14 protein-coding genes are annotated in these 16,451 nt (G+C 70.2%); 5 read left to right on the forward strand and 9 right to left on the reverse strand.

The annotated features are described in order from the left end of the window. Positions 1-63 precede the first annotated feature (63 nt). Both ilvD and BGO46_RS03775 read left to right on the forward strand, forming a co-directional pair. Positions 64-1,965, forward strand: coding sequence for a dihydroxy-acid dehydratase (gene ilvD / locus BGO46_RS03770; RefSeq protein ID WP_292673154.1), 1,902 nt, complete (start codon positions 64-66; stop codon positions 1,963-1,965). A 403-nt stretch (positions 1,966-2,368) separates the two neighbouring features. Then, complete coding sequence (locus tag BGO46_RS03775) at positions 2,369-2,797, forward strand: nuclear transport factor 2 family protein (RefSeq protein ID WP_292673151.1); 429 nt, start codon at positions 2,369-2,371, stop codon at positions 2,795-2,797. Between the two features lie 122 nt (positions 2,798-2,919). Here the strand turns inward: BGO46_RS03775 and BGO46_RS03780 are convergent, their stop codons facing one another. The 4 genes from BGO46_RS03780 to BGO46_RS03795 are packed head-to-tail and all read right to left on the reverse strand — an operon-like array spanning position 2,920 to position 7,624. Continuing rightward, on the reverse strand, positions 2,920-3,855 hold the full coding sequence (locus BGO46_RS03780; RefSeq protein ID WP_292673148.1) for a LysR family transcriptional regulator: 936 nt from the start codon (positions 3,853-3,855) through the stop codon (positions 2,920-2,922). A gap of 9 nt (positions 3,856-3,864) precedes the next feature. Then, on the reverse strand, positions 3,865-4,881 hold the full coding sequence (locus tag BGO46_RS03785) for an ABC transporter permease (protein ID WP_292673146.1): 1,017 nt from the start codon (positions 4,879-4,881) through the stop codon (positions 3,865-3,867). Beyond that, positions 4,878-6,482, reverse strand: coding sequence for a sugar ABC transporter ATP-binding protein (locus BGO46_RS03790; RefSeq protein ID WP_292673144.1), 1,605 nt, complete (start codon positions 6,480-6,482; stop codon positions 4,878-4,880). The genes BGO46_RS03785 and BGO46_RS03790 overlap by 4 nt, the downstream gene beginning before the upstream one ends. Further along, positions 6,479-7,624, reverse strand: a complete 1,146-nt coding sequence (locus tag BGO46_RS03795) for a substrate-binding domain-containing protein (RefSeq protein WP_292673142.1) — start codon at positions 7,622-7,624, stop codon at positions 6,479-6,481. The genes BGO46_RS03790 and BGO46_RS03795 overlap by 4 nt, the downstream gene beginning before the upstream one ends. A gap of 320 nt (positions 7,625-7,944) precedes the next feature. Here BGO46_RS03795 and BGO46_RS03800 point away from each other — a divergent pair, with 320 nt between their 5' ends. After that, complete coding sequence (locus BGO46_RS03800) at positions 7,945-9,921, forward strand: hypothetical protein (RefSeq protein ID WP_292673140.1); 1,977 nt, start codon at positions 7,945-7,947, stop codon at positions 9,919-9,921. A gap of 134 nt (positions 9,922-10,055) precedes the next feature. Here BGO46_RS03800 and BGO46_RS03805 read toward each other — a convergent pair whose 3' ends face one another. The 4 genes from BGO46_RS03805 to BGO46_RS03820 all read right to left on the reverse strand — a co-directional run bounded on the left by BGO46_RS03805 (position 10,056) and on the right by BGO46_RS03820 (position 13,901). Beyond that, a complete protein-coding gene (locus BGO46_RS03805; protein WP_292673137.1) occupies positions 10,056-10,775 on the reverse strand; it encodes an SDR family oxidoreductase in 720 nt (239 codons plus the stop codon). Beyond that, a complete protein-coding gene (locus BGO46_RS03810; RefSeq protein WP_292673134.1) occupies positions 10,762-11,574 on the reverse strand; it encodes an SDR family oxidoreductase in 813 nt (270 codons plus the stop codon). The genes BGO46_RS03805 and BGO46_RS03810 overlap by 14 nt, the downstream gene beginning before the upstream one ends. Continuing rightward, on the reverse strand, positions 11,571-12,986 hold the full coding sequence (locus tag BGO46_RS03815; protein ID WP_292673132.1) for an FAD-binding protein: 1,416 nt from the start codon (positions 12,984-12,986) through the stop codon (positions 11,571-11,573). The genes BGO46_RS03810 and BGO46_RS03815 overlap by 4 nt, the downstream gene beginning before the upstream one ends. 147 nt (positions 12,987-13,133) lie before the next feature. Further along, positions 13,134-13,901 carry an SDR family oxidoreductase gene (locus BGO46_RS03820; protein WP_292673129.1) on the reverse strand — a complete coding sequence of 256 codons (768 nt, stop codon included), beginning with the start codon at positions 13,899-13,901 and terminating at the stop codon, positions 13,134-13,136. 122 nt (positions 13,902-14,023) lie between these two features. On the opposite strand from BGO46_RS03820, the gene BGO46_RS03825 reads away from it, so the two are divergent. Then, positions 14,024-14,923 carry a LysR family transcriptional regulator gene (locus BGO46_RS03825; protein WP_292673127.1) on the forward strand — a complete coding sequence of 300 codons (900 nt, stop codon included), beginning with the start codon at positions 14,024-14,026 and terminating at the stop codon, positions 14,921-14,923. A 175-nt stretch (positions 14,924-15,098) separates the two neighbouring features. Further along, complete coding sequence (locus tag BGO46_RS03830) at positions 15,099-15,467, forward strand: FAD-dependent oxidoreductase (RefSeq protein WP_292673125.1); 369 nt, start codon at positions 15,099-15,101, stop codon at positions 15,465-15,467. A gap of 30 nt (positions 15,468-15,497) precedes the next feature. On the opposite strand, the gene BGO46_RS03835 is transcribed toward BGO46_RS03830, so the two are convergent. Further along, complete coding sequence (locus BGO46_RS03835) at positions 15,498-16,415, reverse strand: LysR family transcriptional regulator (protein WP_292673122.1); 918 nt, start codon at positions 16,413-16,415, stop codon at positions 15,498-15,500. Between the last annotated feature and the right edge of the window lie 36 nt (positions 16,416-16,451).

A 16,451-nucleotide genomic window follows, 5' to 3' on the forward strand; every position in this document is an offset into this window, starting at 1 on the left:
TAGTGCTGATACCAGTATCAACGCCATCTGCCGTTTCCGCGCGCGGGCGCGTGAAATGAGAGGATGCCTGCACTCCGCTCCCGCACCGTCACCCACGGCCGCAACATGGCCGGCGCCCGCGCACTGCTGCGCGCCGCCGGCGTCGACGCCGCCGACTTCGGCAAGCCGCTCATCGCCGTCGCGAACAGCTTCACCGAGTTCGTCCCCGGCCATACCCACCTCGCGCCCGTCGGGCGCATCGTCTCCGAGGCGATCCACGCGGCCGGCGGCATCGCCCGCGAGTTCAACACGATCGCCGTCGACGACGGCATCGCGATGGGGCACGGCGGCATGCTCTACTCGCTGCCCTCCCGAGACCTCATCGCCGACTCGGTCGAGTACATGGTCAACGCGCACTGCGCCGACGCGCTCGTCTGCATCTCGAACTGCGACAAGATCACGCCCGGTATGCTCATGGCGGCGCTGCGCCTGAACATCCCCGTCGTGTTCGTCTCGGGCGGGCCGATGGAGTCCGGTCGCGCCGTGCTCACCGACGGATCGGTGCGCACTCTCGATCTCGTGGATGCGATCTCGGATGCCGTCAACGAGGGCATCTCCGACGCCGATATCCAGCGCATCGAAGAGAACGCGTGCCCCACGTGCGGGTCGTGCTCGGGCATGTTCACGGCCAACTCGATGAACTGCCTCACGGAGGCCCTCGGACTCTCGCTGCCCGGCAACGGCTCGGTGCTCGCGACGCACACGGCCCGCCGGGCGCTGTACGAAAACGCCGGAGCGCTCGCCGTGCAGCTCGCGCACCGCTACTACGACGAGGACGACGCGTCGGTCCTGCCCCGCTCGATCGCGACGCCGTCCGCCTTTGCCAACGCCATGACGCTCGACATCGCGATGGGCGGCTCGACCAACACGATCCTGCACCTGCTCGCCGCCGCACACGAGGCAGGCGTCGAGTTCGGCCTCGACGAGATCGACGCGATCTCGCGCCGCGTCCCGTGCCTCGCGAAGGTCGCACCCAACCCGGCCTACGGCCGCATGTACTACATGGAGGATGTGCACCGCGCCGGGGGCATCCCCGCGATCCTCGGCGAGCTGCGCCGCGGCGGGCTGCTCGATGAGAGTGTCCACTCGGTGCACGCGCCGTCACTGGGCGCGTGGCTCGACGACTGGGACATCCGCGGCGGATCGGCGACCGCCGAGGCTGAGGACCTGTGGCACGCCGCCCCCGGCGGGCGTCGCTCGTCGACGGCGTTCTCGCAGTCCGAGCGCTGGCTCGAACTCGATGCGGATGCCACGGACGGCTGCATCCGCGACGCCGAGCACGCCTACTCGGCCGACGGCGGTCTTGCCGTCCTGCGCGGCAACATCGCCGTCGACGGCGCGGTGGTCAAGACGGCCGGCGTCGACCCGTCGATCTGGACGTTCCGCGGCCCCGCCGTCGTGTGTGAATCGCAGGACGAAGCGGTCGAGAAGATCCTCGCCAAGAAGGTGCAGCCGGGCGACGTCGTCGTCATCCGCTACGAGGGCCCGAAGGGCGGCCCGGGCATGCAGGAGATGCTGTACCCGACGTCGTTCCTCAAGGGCCGCGGCCTCGGCAAGCAGTGCGCGCTCATCACCGACGGCCGCTTCTCGGGTGGCACGTCGGGCCTGTCGATCGGGCACGTGTCGCCCGAAGCGGCATCCGGCGGCGTCATCGCGCTCGTCGAGGACGGCGACATCATCTCGATCGACATCCCGACCCGCGCGATCTCGCTCGAGGTGGATGCCGCGGTGCTCGACGAGCGCCGCGAACGACTGCTGGATGCCGGGGGCTACCGCCCGCGCGACCGCGAGCGCGTCGTCTCGCCCGCCCTGCGCGCATACGCCGCGATGGCGCTGTCGGCCGACAAGGGCGCCGTGCGCGACGTCGACGCCGTCGAGCGCGCCATGGCGCGCGTCGCGCGCGAGGAGGCTGCGCTCACCAGCTGAGGGTGGGCGGGCTGGGGGTAGCACCTGGGGCGCTCCTGGGGGCAGCACCTGGGGTGATCTTCTGGGGTATCCCCAGGGTGTGGCCCCGGGGCGTGCTGGGCATTCTGGGCGCATCCCCTGGGGCATCCTGCCCTCTGTCTGCTCGAAGTTGGCGCAATCTGCGGGTATGTGGGCAGGGTTCCCGCGCGTCGCGCCAACTTCTTGGGGTGCGCGTGGGGCTGCGCTCATGAAGTTGGCGCAAGTCGCGGGTATGTGGGCTGGGTTATCGCGTGTCGCGCCAACTTCGCAGCGCGCGCGACGCGCGACCCCGCGCCACCGATGCCAGCCATGGACGCCGGCGCCTTCTGCCGGCCCGCGGGCGCTCCTAGCGTGGAGGCATCCGTTCGACGATGAAGAGGACTCCATGCTCGAAACGCGCTTCCGCGAGTACATCCGCCGGTTCAACGCCGAGGACGACACCGCCTTCGATGACTACCTCGCACCCGACATGCACATGAAGAATGGCACGCTCGAGTTCGACGGCGTCGACGGCATGAAGCACCACTACCGCGACCTCATCTGGCCGCACTTCACCGAGCGCCTGAGCGTGCCGCGGTTCGTGTCAGACGATGGGCGCGCGGCGATCCAGATGCATACGCTGTTCACCGCCAGGCGGGATGCCCCGGACACCCTCTTCGGGGCCGTACGCGCGGGCGAGACGTTCGAGTTCGACGGCGTCATCATGTACGAGATCGACGACACCGACCGGTTCAGCGACATCCTGGTCGCCTACAATTCGTTCGTGCACACCGACCTCGACGGCAATCGCCGCGACCTCGGCATCCCGCACTGAGCGCAAGCGCCCGCAGCGCACCGCCCGCCCGAAGCGCACCCGACCGAGCGCACCCGCTCGCACGCTAGCGGACCCGCCGCCCGAACCGCAGGCCCGCACGAACCCACCCGCGCACCCCCGCCCTACAGCCCGTCGTCCCCGAACTCGACGGCCTCCGACGCGGCGCGCAGCTTGCGCACGAGCCACTGCAGCGCGGCATCGTCGTTCTTCGACGGATGCCAGTGCGCCGCCTCCACGAGCACGCTCGGGCTGATCGGGGTCTCGGCGACGACGAGGCCGAGCGCGTCGGCGTAGCGGTGAGCCGTGCGCTCGGGCACCCACCCGACCCACTCGGTGCCGGCGACCGCGAACGGCACGGGCAGGAATCCCTGCACGGTCGCCGCGACCGGCGGCAGGAACCCCGCGGCGGCGAGCATGTCGTCGATGTGCGTCGCCGCGTGCATGCCGATGACGCTGCGCACGTGCCGCAGGCTCCGCAGCGCCGAAAGCGACAGCCGCCCGTCCTCGAGCGCGGGATGCCCCGCCGCGACGATGCAGACGAACGTGTCGCTGAACAGTGACGCGCGCTTGCCCGGCACGCCCTGCCCGGCCCCGGCGATCGTCACGTCGTTGCGCAGCAGGTCGACGGCCGACACCTCGTCGCCCTCGACCGACAGCCCCGTGAACGCGACGCGTGTGTTCGGCGCTTCACGCTCGAGCAGGCGGATGAGCGGGCTCGTGATCTCGGACAGCACATAGTCGGTCGCCGCCACCAGGAACGCCCGGGTGCTCGTCGCCGGGTCGAACTCGGGCAGCACGTCGAACGTGCGCTGCACCTCTGCCATGCACTCCGCGACCGTCGGTATGAGCGACTCGGCGCGCGCCGTCAGCGCGAACCCGCGCCCCTCGCGCTCGAGCAGCGGATCGTCGAACAGCTCACGCAGCTTCGTCAGCGACCCGCTGACGGCGGGCTGGGTCATGCCGATGCGCTCGCCGGCGCGCGTGAGGTTGCGCTCGATCAGCAGCGCGTCGAGGACGACGACGAGGTTGAGGTCGAGCTTGCGAACGTCGGTGGTCACACCTCGACCCTAGCCGCGCCGCTTGCGACGACCGAGGTAGGTCGACAGCGCGACGGCCGCGAGCAGGGCGAGGCCGTTGAAGACGTTCGACGCCCAGCCGCTCGCACCCGAGAGGGCGAGGCCCGACACCGACACCGACACGAAGACGGCGCCGATGATCGTGCCCCACACGTTGAAGAAGCCGGGACGGATCGCCGTCGCACCCAGGAACACCGCGGCGAGGGCCGGGAACAGCAGCGTGCCGCCGTCGGATGCCGCGGCGCTGCCGACGCGCGAGAGCTGCAGCACGCCTGCACCGCCCGCGATGAAGCCGGCGACGATGAAGCTCCACCACACGTTCTTCGACACGGGCAGGCCGACGAGCTTGGCGGCGGTCGCGTTCGATCCGATCGCGTACAGCGAGCGGCCGAACGGCGTGTGGCTGAAGAAGTACCAGGCGACGAGGGCGACCAGCAGCGTGATGAAGAACACGATCGGGATGCCCGCGAGGCGCGTCGAACCGAACTTGATGAGCGCGGGGTCGAGTCCGCTGACGAACGTCTTGCCGCCCGTGAACCAGGTCATGAGGCCCGCCAGCAGCATCGACATGCCCAGGGTCGTGACGAACGGGCTCATCGCGAGCTTCGTCACGAAGTAGCCGTTGACGACGCCGACGAGGGTGCCGAGGGCCATCGCGATCAGTACCGACAGCCACAGCGGCAGTCCGTACAGCGACATGAACCCGGCCGTCATCACCTGCGCCATGACGGCGTTCGCGCCGAGTGAGAAGTCGAAATACCCCGACACGAGCGGGAACAGTGCCGCGATCGAGATGAGCGCGATGACGGCCTGACTGCCGAGGATCACGTTGAGGTTGTTGAGCGTCGGGAACGCCGCGGCCGACAGCGGGAAGAAGGAGAAGAAGATGTAGACGAGCACCGTCAGGGCGGGCAGCGCGTAGTTCTCCAGCACGCGCAGCGGCGCGGGCGTCTGCTTCACCGGGATCGAGACCGTCGCCGTCGTCGGCGGGGCTTGCGTATCGGTCATGAGGTGGGCTCCTCGGAGGTGTTCGGGGCATCGGGAACGGTCTTCTCGCGCAGGACGAGACTGGTCAGTCCGTCGACGTCGAGCGCGCCGGCGGCGACTTCGTCGGAGATGCGGCCGCGGCTGAGCACCAGCGTGCGGTCGCAGAGGGCATGGATCTCGGCCAAGTCGCTCGAGGCGACGACGACGGCGCAGCCGTTCGCGGCCGCGCGGCGGATGCTGGCGTACAGGTCGGCGCGGCTCATGACGTCGACGCCCTGCGTCGGCTCGTCGAGCAGCAGCAGTTGCGGGTCGCGCTGCATCCAGCGCGCCATGACGACCTTCTGCTGGTTGCCGCCGGACATCGACGAGAACAGGGCCTCGGGCGAGGCCACCTTGACGCCGAACTCGGTGATGAGCTCGCGCGCGGTGTCGCGTTCGCGCCGGCGCGGCATGAAGCCGCGGGTCCAGTTCTCGGTGAGGGTCGCGAGGGCGAGGTTCTCAGTCACCGACTGATCCATGAAGGATGCCTCGTGCACGCGGTCCTCGGGGACCATCGCGACGCCGGCCTCCATGGCGGCGCCCACTTCGGCGGGAGCGTAGGGTGCGCCGTCGAGCGTCATCGTGCCTGACTCGGGGGCGTGCTCGCCGAAGATCATCTTGAGGATGCTGGAGCGGCCCGAGCCGACGAGGCCCGTGAGCCCGAGGATCTCGCCCTTGTGGACGGTGAAGTCGACGCCGCGCACGGGGCCGCCGCGCAGGCCCGTGACCGAGAAGACAGGGGTGCGCTCGACGTGTGCGGCGTCTCCCGTGGGGCGCAGCGCCTTGACGGCGCGGCCGGCCATGATCTCGATGAGCTCGTCTTCGGTGGGGGATGCCGCGGTGAGGACGCCCGCGACGCGGCCGTCGCGGTAGATCGTGAAGTCGTCGGAGACGGCGAGCACTTCGCGCAGGCGGTGGCTGACGATGAGCACCGTCTGGCCGGCTTCGGCGCGGCGACGCACGCGCTCGAGCAGCAGTTCCGATTCGTGTGCGGCCAGGCGCGCAGTCGGCTCATCGAGCACGAGGATCTGGCGCTGCGTGGCATCCTGCTCTTGCAATGCGCGCGCGATCGCGACCATCGTCTGGTCAGACGGGCGCAGCCGGCTGATCGGCACGCGCGGGTCGACATCGAGCTCGTACTCTTCGAGCAGGCGCGTGACGCGGGTGCGCAGGCCCCTCCAGTCGATGCCGGGTCCGTGCATCGGGTAGCCGGAGTCGAGGGCGAAGTTCTCCTCGATCGAGAGGTCGTCGAACAGGCCCAGGTCTTGGTGCACGAACCGCAGGCCGGCCTGCTGGGCCGTCGCCGGCGAGTAGGTGCCGAGGTCGTAGGCCGTGCCGAAGATCTCGAGGTCTCCGGCATCGGCGGGGTAGACGCCCGCGAGGATCTTGATCGTCGTCGACTTGCCCGAGCCGTTGCCGCCGAGCAGGGCGTGCACGGTGCCCGACCGCACCTGCAGCGACGCGTTGTTGAGCGCGCGCGTGCCGGCGAAGTCCTTGTCGAGGTGCGTGACGTCGATCGCGAGGGTGGTGCCGGGAGCGGCAGAGGTGTCCTCTGCCGCCCCCGGGGTCAGTGGAATGCTCACTTGCCCCACGATTCGAGGAACTTGCTCTTCCAGTCGATCGAGCCGTCGTACGGGCCCGAGGCGGGCATGTTGTTGTCGGCGTCGACCGCCTGCAGCGACTGACCGATGTAGGCGGGGTCCTCACCGGCGAGCACGCGGATCGCGGTGTCGACCGAGCCCCACGCCTCCCAGGTCTGCGCCTGGCCGATCGTCGCCGTGATGCCCGGCTGGCCCGCGCGGATCATGTCGAGCGCCGCCTCAGAGCCGAAGCCGCCGACCGTGATGACCTTGTCGGCGAGGCCGGCCTGGTCGATTGCCGCGGCGAGCCCGTTGACGAGGTACGCGTCGGTCGGGACGACGAGCGAGTTGATCGTGCTGTCGGCGAGCAGTGCGCTCGTGACCTTCTGGATGTACGAGCCGTCGGCGCTCTCGGTGTCGGAGACGTCGATGACGGTCGCGACCTCGCCGCCGCCGAGGGCGGCCAGCTCGTCGGTGTACGCGCCGGTGACCAGCTCGCCCCACGGGTTGCTCGTCAGGTTGATGACGAGGGTCTTGGGCTCACCGTTGGTCTTGCCGAACGTGTAGTCGGCCTGCAGCTTGCCGATCGCGTGGAACGGTGTCGGCACGGGCGGGTCGGCCAGCCACAGCCGCTCCGAGTCCCATTCCTGCGGGTCGCAGTCGTCGAGGCCACCGCCGCCGACGATCGTGACGCCGGCATCCTTGGCCTCGGTGAAGGCGGCGGCTGCCGCACTGCAGCTGATGCCGACGGGCACGAGCACGTCGGCGCCGCCGGCGACCGCCTGACGGATCGCGGTCGCGAAGCCCTCGGGGCTCAGCTTGCCGTCGACGATTGTGGCGTTCCAGCCGGCCGTCTCTGCGGCATCCTTCATCGCCGCTGCCGGTGCCGCACACGTCGCGTTCGACTCGCCGCACGACATGACGTAGAAGTTCAGGCCTGCTTCGGGCGTGACCGACGCGAGGTCGTCGAGGCCTCCACCGATGCCTTCGTAGGCGGCGTCGAGCGCGGCCTGCGCTTCGGCGCTGAGGGTCGACGATGCGTCGTCGGTGGCGGCGGGCTCGTCGGCGTCGGTCGTGCACGCGCTCAGCGCGACGGCGAGCGCGACGACGGCCGTCGCGATCGCGAGTTTCTTCGGTGATCTCACGGGACACTCCTGCTGTGTCAGGAGACGAAAGCCCATTGCGTGGCTTCTTCGCCTCTGTCGGGTTGCTGGCCACCATGCCAGTGCCCTCATCACACCAGGGCACGACGCGATCGGGAACGCACGGCCGTCGATAACTGGCATCGGGCGACCGCATGTCGTATCCGACGTGCCGCAGTGATGAGAACTCTCTCATAACCGCGGTCGATGCATCCCATCGATGACAGCTATCTCCGATCCGCTGTTCTGGTGCCGGGCGGTGCGCTGTTTCACTGGCCGCGCCGTGACGACGACGTTCCGGCATCCGATCGAAGGAGAAGCCAATGAAGACACCCTCGAATCCGCGCCGGGTGACGCCCCGGCGCATCGCCGGCGGCGCGACGGCGTTCGCGCTCGCGGCGACGATGTGCCTCGGCGGGACGGCCGCGGCCAACGCGACCGTCTCGGCCGGAGTGCTCAGCACCGGCAACGGCAACGCGTCGCAGGCAGGTAACTCGCTCGTCGTCGCGTCGGGTCAGACCGCCGTGATCACCAAGACGACGAAGCTCAACGCGCTGACGATCCAGGCGGGCGGCGCCCTCGTCGCCCCCGACGGGTACACCCTCACCCTCACCGTCAACGGCGTCGAGACCGGCCAGAAGATCACCGCGACCGGCGCCCTCGAGACCGCGATCGTCGCGGGCACCTACCGGGGCAACGTCGTGCTGACGGTCGTCGAGGCGACACCCGTGGTCTTCGACTCGCTCGAGTACCAGTTCCGCCAGGCGCTCTACGTCGACGGTGATGGGGTGGATGCCGCGAAGTCGGTCGCTGCTGCCATGAACGGCAAGGCCGACGCCACGGTCGCGAAGAACGTCAAGATCACCTCGACCGGCGAGGCATTCAACGGCATTTACGTCGTCGACGCCGACTACACGCTCGTGAACCCGCAGCTCACCCTGAGTGGCAACGGCCGCAGCGACTTCGCCGGCATGGGCGCGGGCATCATCGGCTCGGGTGCCGACACGACGCTCGTCGTCGACGGTGCGAAGATCGACAGCACGGGCGTGACTCGCCCCGCGATCATCGCCGCCGACGGCGCGAACGTCATCGTCAAGAACTCGACGATCACGACGCGCGACGGCATCCTTCCCTCGGACTACGCGTCGTCGGTGAACCTGTCGTTCATGCAGGATGCCCCGTGGATGCTCGGCATCTCGGGCAACAACCGCTCCACGAACGTGCTCGGCGAGAACACGCAGGCGACCTACATCTCCTCGTCGATCACGAGCGAGAACTGGGGTGCGCTGTCGGTCGACAGCGGCCAGAACATGAAGCTGTCGGCGATCAACTCCTCCGTCGCCAACAGCGGCGACGACGGCTACGGCACGTACGTCATCGGCAATGCCGACGAGACCTTCCTCGGCGCGGATTTCGATGTCGCGACGTACGCGACGATCGTCACCGGCGGCTCGGTGGCGTACGGCGACAGCACGAAGGCAGCCGTCTCGGCGCTCAACACCGAGCTCGGCCTGGGCCTGACCGCGAAGGAACTCTCGCAGCTCGCGGTGCGCTCGACCACGATCGACTCCGACCGGTTCGGCGTCATGTGGCACGGGTCGGGTTCGGTCGACATCTCCGGCAAGACGAAGGTGTCCACCGACGAGACGGTGTTCCTGAACAAGGGGCAGCAGGCGACGGTGACGGTCGACGGGTCGGACGGCGCGAAGATCACGACCGACAGCGGCGTGCTGTACCAGCTGATGGACAACGACGACCCGGGCCCCGACTTCGCGAACGGCATGCTCAACACGGGCGTGTACACCGAGCCGACCGCCGCCGTCGTCAAGAACGCGTCGTTCGACGTGTCGGCGGTGCACACGACGGATGCCGTGACGACCTTCACTGACATCGCGCTCACCGGCGACCTGTACAACGCGTTCCGCGGCGACATCGCCGGTATGGGGCCCGCCCAGCCGCGCAACCTCGTCGTGAACCTCGACGGGACGAGCCTGAAGGGCGTCATCTCGGCGTCGACCGCGACGCACCACCAGTCGACCATCACGTCGGCCGACTACCGCGAGCTCGGCGTCGTCGACAACACGGCCGGTGCCGTCGTCAACAACGGCGTCATCGTGTCTCTGACCGGCAAGTCCACGTGGACCGTCACGGGCACGTCGTACCTCTCGAGCCTCACGGTCGAGGCGGGCTCGAAGCTCGTCGGCGCGAACGGCAAGGCCGCGACCGTCACGGTCGACGGCGTCGTGACGACGCCCGTCGCCGGCGTCACCTACACGGGAGCGATCACCGTCACCCGCTGACGTGGGTTGGGGGAGGGGCGTCCGGGCGGGCGCCCCTCCTTGACGTGCGTGGGCGCGGGCGCGCACGGTGCGCGGGCGGATGAGTCGGCGCGGGCGGATGCCCGCGGGCGCTGCCGCAGGCGCGCGGCCGTGACCTAGACCCGGCTCTCGCCGCCGTCGACGAGCAGCGTCTGCCCCGTCACGAAGCCCGCGTCGGGCGAGACGAGGTAGGCGACGGCCGCCGCGATGTCGTCGGCCTGGCCCGCGCGGCCGATCGCCTGCCGACTCTGCACAAGGGCGAAGTGCTCCGCCGGGATGTTCCGCACGGCGTTCTCGGTCGCGGTGAGGCCGGGCGCGACCGCGTTGACGGTGATGCCGTCCGGGCCGAGCTCGGTCGACAGGCCGCGGGCGAGGCCCGTCAGCGCGCCCTTCGTCGCGATGTAGTGACTCATGCCCGCGGGCGGTTGGAAGTACGACGATGACGTCACGAGCACGATCCGCCCCCACCCCGCCGCGCGCAGATCCGGAACGGCGGCCTGCAGCAGATGGAACGCGCCGTCGACGTTGACGCGGAAGCTGCGATCCCAATCGGCGGGGTCGAGCTCAGTGAACGGTGCCATGTGCTGGAACGCCGCGGCGTGCACGACGACCCCGAGCTGCCCGAGGGTGCGCGCCGCGCCGACCGCGCCGGCGATTTGCGCCGGTTCGGCGAGGTCGCACACGATGTCGAGCACGCCCTCGCGGGGCTCATCGGGAGTTGCGAGATCCAGGCTCGCGACGGGGTGTCCGGCCGCGCGCAGGCGCGAGACGATCGCGGCGCCGATGCCTAGGGCGCCGCCGGTGACGATTGCCGTGGAGTGTTCAATCGGAGGCAACGGTTCCTCCATCGACGATGATCGTCTGGCCGCTGACGAAGGCGCCGGCGGGCGAGGCGAGCCAGACGACGGCGCCGGCGACCTCGGCCGTTGTGCCGAAGCGGCGCAGCGGCGTCTTGGCGAGGCGCGTGGCCGCGGCATCCGGGCTTCCCGTGATCGGTGTCGCGAACTCGGTCGCGATGACGCCGGGGGCGAGCGCGTTGGCGCGGATGCCGCGCGGCCCCCACTGCGCCGCGAGGTTGCGCGCGAGCTGCGCGTTCGCCGCCTTCGTGATGCCGTAGCCGCCGATGACGCGATTGCCGCGCACGGCCGACAGGCTCGACATCACGAGGAACAGTCCGCCGCCGGCATCCACCATCGCGGGTAGCGCCGCATCGGCGAGGCGCAGCACCGACCGCACGTGCAGATCGAACATGCGGTCCAGGCGCGCGAGCGACTCTTCCGACCCGATCGCGTCCAGATCGTCGTCGAGCGCGAACCCGGCGTTGGCGAACACCGTGTCGAGACGGCCCCAGCGCGACATCGCGAGATCGACGAGGGATGCCGGTGCGGTGGCATCCGTCAGATCGCACTCGACGCCGACCACCTCGAGTCCGGCGGCGGCCAGTGGCGCCGCCGCTCCGGCCGCATCACCGAGCCCCGCGAGCACGACGCGCGACCCGGCGCGCGCGAGCGCTTCGGCCGACGCGAGCCCGATCCCGCTCGTGGCACCCGTGACGATCGCGACCTGGCCCTTGAGGCCGAAGAGCGCCTGCGGCGCGAGGGGTGACGCCGCGACAGGCTCGGGGACCGCGGTCACCGCGGCGACGCCTCGAGCTCCCAGTGGTTGATGTTGAGTCGGTCGGGGTCGGCGGCGAGATACCGGTGGAAACGGCCCTCGGGGTCGCGATCGGCGATGATCTGCTGCAGGCGTGCCCAGTTCTCGGGTGCCATGAACGCGAGCTGACGGTTGGTGAAGTCCGAGTCGCCGAGGTACTGACCGGCTGTGACGGGCTCGGCATGGGCGAAGACCTCGTCGACCCACGCGCGGTTGCGCGCGAAGTCTGCCGGGTCTTCGTACACGGTGTAGGCGGCGACGTAGGCGTCGGTGTGCAGCGAGAACGCCATGTCGGGCAGCGGGCGCCGCGGCGCGTTGCTCATCCAGATCGCGAAGCCGCGCTCGGTCGGGTTCGTCGTGAACAGGGGACGGATGCCCTCGACCATCGCGGCCACGCCCTCGGGCGTGTTCTCGCCGTCGATCCAGGCGTTGTCGCAGATGTACTGCCAGTGCTCCGGGTTCTGCAGCTCCTGCTGCGCGCGCTGCTCGGCGAGGGTCGTCGGCGCGGCATCCTGCACGAACACGGCGCGGTCGATGACGGGACTCGTCCGGAACTCGGCGAGGGATGCCCGGGCGTGCTCCTCGTCGTCGCCGAACGCGAGCGCCGTCACGAGCAGCAGACGCCGCTCGGTGCCGTCGGGCAGGGGAGCGGGCGTCGACACGCACACGATCTCGACGTTGTCGGGCACGCGGTGGTGCGCGTCGTACATCCACGTCATGACGTCGGTGAAGTCGTCGAGCTCGTACCCGTGCACGGTGTGCGCGAGCGCGCCGAACTTCGGCCGCGTCGCGAGGTGGAACCGCACGACGATGCCGGGGAACGTCGGCCCCGCGCCGCGCGCGGCCCAATACAGGTCGGAGTTCTGTTCGGCGTCGGCGCGCACCAGCTCGCCGTCGGCGGTGACGACGTCGACCGCGACGACCGACTCGGCCGCCCAGCCCCAGCCGCGCTGGTTCCAGCCCTGGCCGCCCTGCAGCAGGAAGCCACCGATGCCGACCGACGGGCAGTGGCCGCCGTTGAAGAACCGGCCGCGCTCTTCGAGATACGGCGACAGCTCGTCGCCGCCCTTGGTCGCGGGGCCTGCCGACACGATACCGGTCGCCTCGTCGTACGCGATGTCGCGCAGGGCGCCGAGGTCGATCAGCAGACCGCCGTCGCGCACGCTCCACGCGGCCCAGGCGTGGCCGCCCGAGCGCACCGCGACGGTCCAGCTCTGCGCCTTCGCGAGGCGCACACCCTTCGCGACGTCGTCGACGGATGCCGCGATCAGCACGGCATCCGGCTGGCGGTCGGGGCGGCGCCCGTTGAACACGCGGCCGACGCGCGCGTCCTCCCAGTCGGCGTCGGCGGGCAGCACGAGGCGGCCATCGAAAGCGGGGGCATCCAGGGTCATCGTCGAACTCCGTCGTTCATGTCGGGTCACGGGACGCGACCGTGCGCCCGTTGTCTCGACAGTAGGCAACGGATGCCGCGCCGTGAACGCCGCGCGGGGGATACCAGTCATCGGCGCCCGCGTCGCGCGGTCATGCGCCGCCGCGGGTCAGCCCAGGACCGAGCCGCCGCCGTCGACGACGAGGTTGACGCCCGTGATCCAGCTCGCTTCGTCGGAGGCGAGGAAGATCGCGGCGTTCACGATGTCGCTCGGGCGGCCGATGCGGCGCATCGGGATGCGGTCCCACGTCTCCTGCAGGGGTGCGGGCGGGGCATCCACCAAGAACTGCGTCGCCTCGGTCGCGATGAACCCGGGTGAGATGCAGACGGCACGGATGCCGAAGGGTCCGCCTTCGACGGCGAGCTGCTGCGTCAGGTTGATGACGCCGCCCTTCGCGGCCCCGTGCACGTTCTGCGGGATGAACTCGACGCCGCGGATGCCGGCGATCGAGCCGATGTTGATGATCACGCCGCCGCGCTTCTTGAGGTGCTGCCAGGCGTGGTGCACGGCGTAGTAGACGATGTTCAGTTCGAGGTTGATGTTGCGCTGCCAGTCTTCGATGGGCAACTCGTCGATCGTGCGGAACGGTGCCTGCCAGCCGGCGTTGTTGTAGAGGATGTCGATCCCGCCGTAGGTCGCGACAGCATCGCTGATCCAGGTCGCGACCTGTGCGGGATCGCCCGCGTCGACTGGCCCGAACCCGGTGATCTCGCCGCCGGCTTCGCGGACGAGTCGGACGGTCTCTGCCAGCGCCTCGGCGTTCAGGTCGCAGCCGACGACCTTGGCGCCTTCCGCGGCGAACTGCTTCGCCGCCTGGCGGCCCATGCCGGCCCCGATGCCGGTGATCAGGGCGACCTTGCCCTCGAGTCGTGCCATGGTGGGCTCCTTTACCCTCATCCCACACGGTACGGCCACCCGCGGCTCGGTCGGACCACGCATCGCGCATACCAGGCATCACCGGGCGGCACCGACATAGCCGCACTGGGTAGCATGCCGCCATGGGCACCGGCGGCTATGACCTCAACCTGCTGATCCCGCTGCGGGCGCTGCTGGAAGAAGCCAACCTCACCCGGGCGGGCCAGCGGGTGCAGCTGGGGCAGTCGTCAATGAGCTCAGCGCTTGCGCGATTGCGCGTCGTGTTCAACGACGAGCTGCTCGTGCGCGTCGGCCGCGACTACGAGTTGACGCCGTTCGCGAAGGTGCTGCTGCCGCAGGTGCAGACGACCGTGCCGCTGCTCGAGCGCGTCCTCTCCGACGAGACCGCGTTCGATCCGGCATCCGCCCGGCGCACGCTCTCGATCATGCTGACCGACTACGGCATCATGCGGTTGCACGGGGCGATCGCGCAGGTGCTCGCGCAGGCGCCCGGCATCCAGGTCGAGTTCGTCGCGTTGCCCGAGCGGCCCATGGACAGCGAGCGCGATCTCGTGACGCACGACTTCGTCGTGACGGTGCCGGGGATCGGCATCGACGGCACGCACGTGCCCCTGCTCGAAGACGATTACGTCTGCCTCGTAGACGCCGACAACCCCGCGCTCGTCGACGGGCAGCTCTCGCTCGAGGCCTTCGTCGCGCTGCCGCAGGCGGTCGCGCAGTTCGGCCGACACCACTTCACGCCCGCCGACCGCCGCCTGCGCGAGCTCGACATCGACCGGCGCGAACCGCGCGTGACGACCTCTTCGTTCCTGCCGCTGCCGTCCGTCGTCGCCGGCACCGACCTCGTCGCCGTCGTGCCGCGCGAGCTCGCCCGCACCCTCGGACCGCTTACCGGCACCGTCGGGGCGGATGCCCCGTTCGGCTCGGTCGAGATCGCGCTCAAGCTGTGGTGGCATCCGAGTCACGACTCCGACCCCGTGCACACTTGGTTCCGCGAGCACCTCATCGCCGCGCTGAACTGATCCGGGGGCCCAGGCCCCCGGACCTGGCGCCTCAGCTCTGGTACCCGAGCTTGTCGAGGGGCCACCGACGCTCCTCACCGCGATAGAAGGCATCGCTCCCGCGATGTTCCCGCCCGCCCGCCGGAGCCGTACCGTCGGATCACACGCAGACCCAGCAGCGAAGGAGCGCATCGGGATGCCGGATCCGTCCTTCCTCATCGTGGGGGCCAGCCCCGCGGCATCCGCCCTCGCGTCTGCGCTCGCGCGCCACGGCGCCGAGGTCGCCCTCATTGAGTCCGGCTCGACGTGGCCCGATCCCGATGCGGCGGCCGCGCTCGCGGCGCAGGGCGTCGAGCTGCGCGCGGGCCTGGGCCTCGTCGGCACGCTTGACGTCGGCTCGCACGTCGAGGCCGAGCTCAGCGACGGGCACGTCGAGAACTACGACGGCGTCGTGCTCGCCGGGCCCCGGCTCGGTGACGACCGGGCGCCGCTCGGTGGCCGCGTCGTCGCGCTGGATGCCACCGACGTCACAGGCCTCGCCGCGCGTCTGCTGCGCGTCGGCTGACTGCGGCTACGCTTCGTCGGTCGACCGCGGCTACGCCTCGCCGGCGAACTCGACGCGCTCGGCGACCGTCCGGAGGATACCGAGCAGCCAGCTCACCGCCGGGTCGCCCGTGCGCGACGGATGCCAGTACGCCGCTTCGACCAGCACCGGCAGCGCGATCGGGATCGTCGCCGTGACGAGGTCGAGCTCGTCGGCGTACAGCGCCGCGACGCGCTCGGGCACGAACCCGAACATGTCGGTGCCGGCGACCGCCCACGGCACCGGCAGGAACCCGGGCACCGTGCGCGCGGTGCGCGGCAGCACGCCCGCGGCCGACAGTGCGTCATCGGCGAACATGACGACGCCGTCGGCGAAGACGACCTGCACGTACGGCAGATCGGAGAGGTCGGCGGCGCTGAGCGCACCGTCCTGCAGTCGGGGGTGCCCGCGGCGCACGATGCAGACCATCGTGTCGGAGAACAGCGCCTGATGCTTGCCGGGCACCTCGCGCGCGGCCGACGCGATCACGATGTCTTCACGCAGCAGGTCGATCGGCTCGAGCGCGTTCATCGGCGCGAACTCGACCGAGGCGTGCGGCGCCTCCTGCTCGAGGATCTCCATCAGTGGCGCCGTCATGAACGCGAGCGCATAGTCGGATGCCGTGAACCGGAACCGCCGCGTCGTCGTGAGCGGGTCGAACATCGGCCGCACGCCGAGGGTGCGGCCGATCTCCTCCATCGCCTGCCGCACGATCGGCTGCAGCGCGGCGCCGCGCTCGGTGAGCTCGGACGTGCGCCCACTGCGGATCAGGAGCGGGTCATCCAGCATCCGGCGCAGTTTGGTCGCGGCACTCGACACGGCCGGCTGGGTCATCCCGATCGTCTCACCGGCGCGCGTCAGATTGCGCTCGGTGAGGATCGCATCGAGCACCACGAGCAGGTTCAGGTCGATGCCGCGGAGGTCGTCCATGACGCCTCCGAGCCTATCGGGCGCGGAGGACGTCAC

Origin of the sequence: Microbacterium sp. 70-16 (genome assembly GCF_001898315.1) — a bacterium.
Taxonomy (GTDB): Bacteria; Actinomycetota; Actinomycetes; order Actinomycetales; family Microbacteriaceae; genus Microbacterium.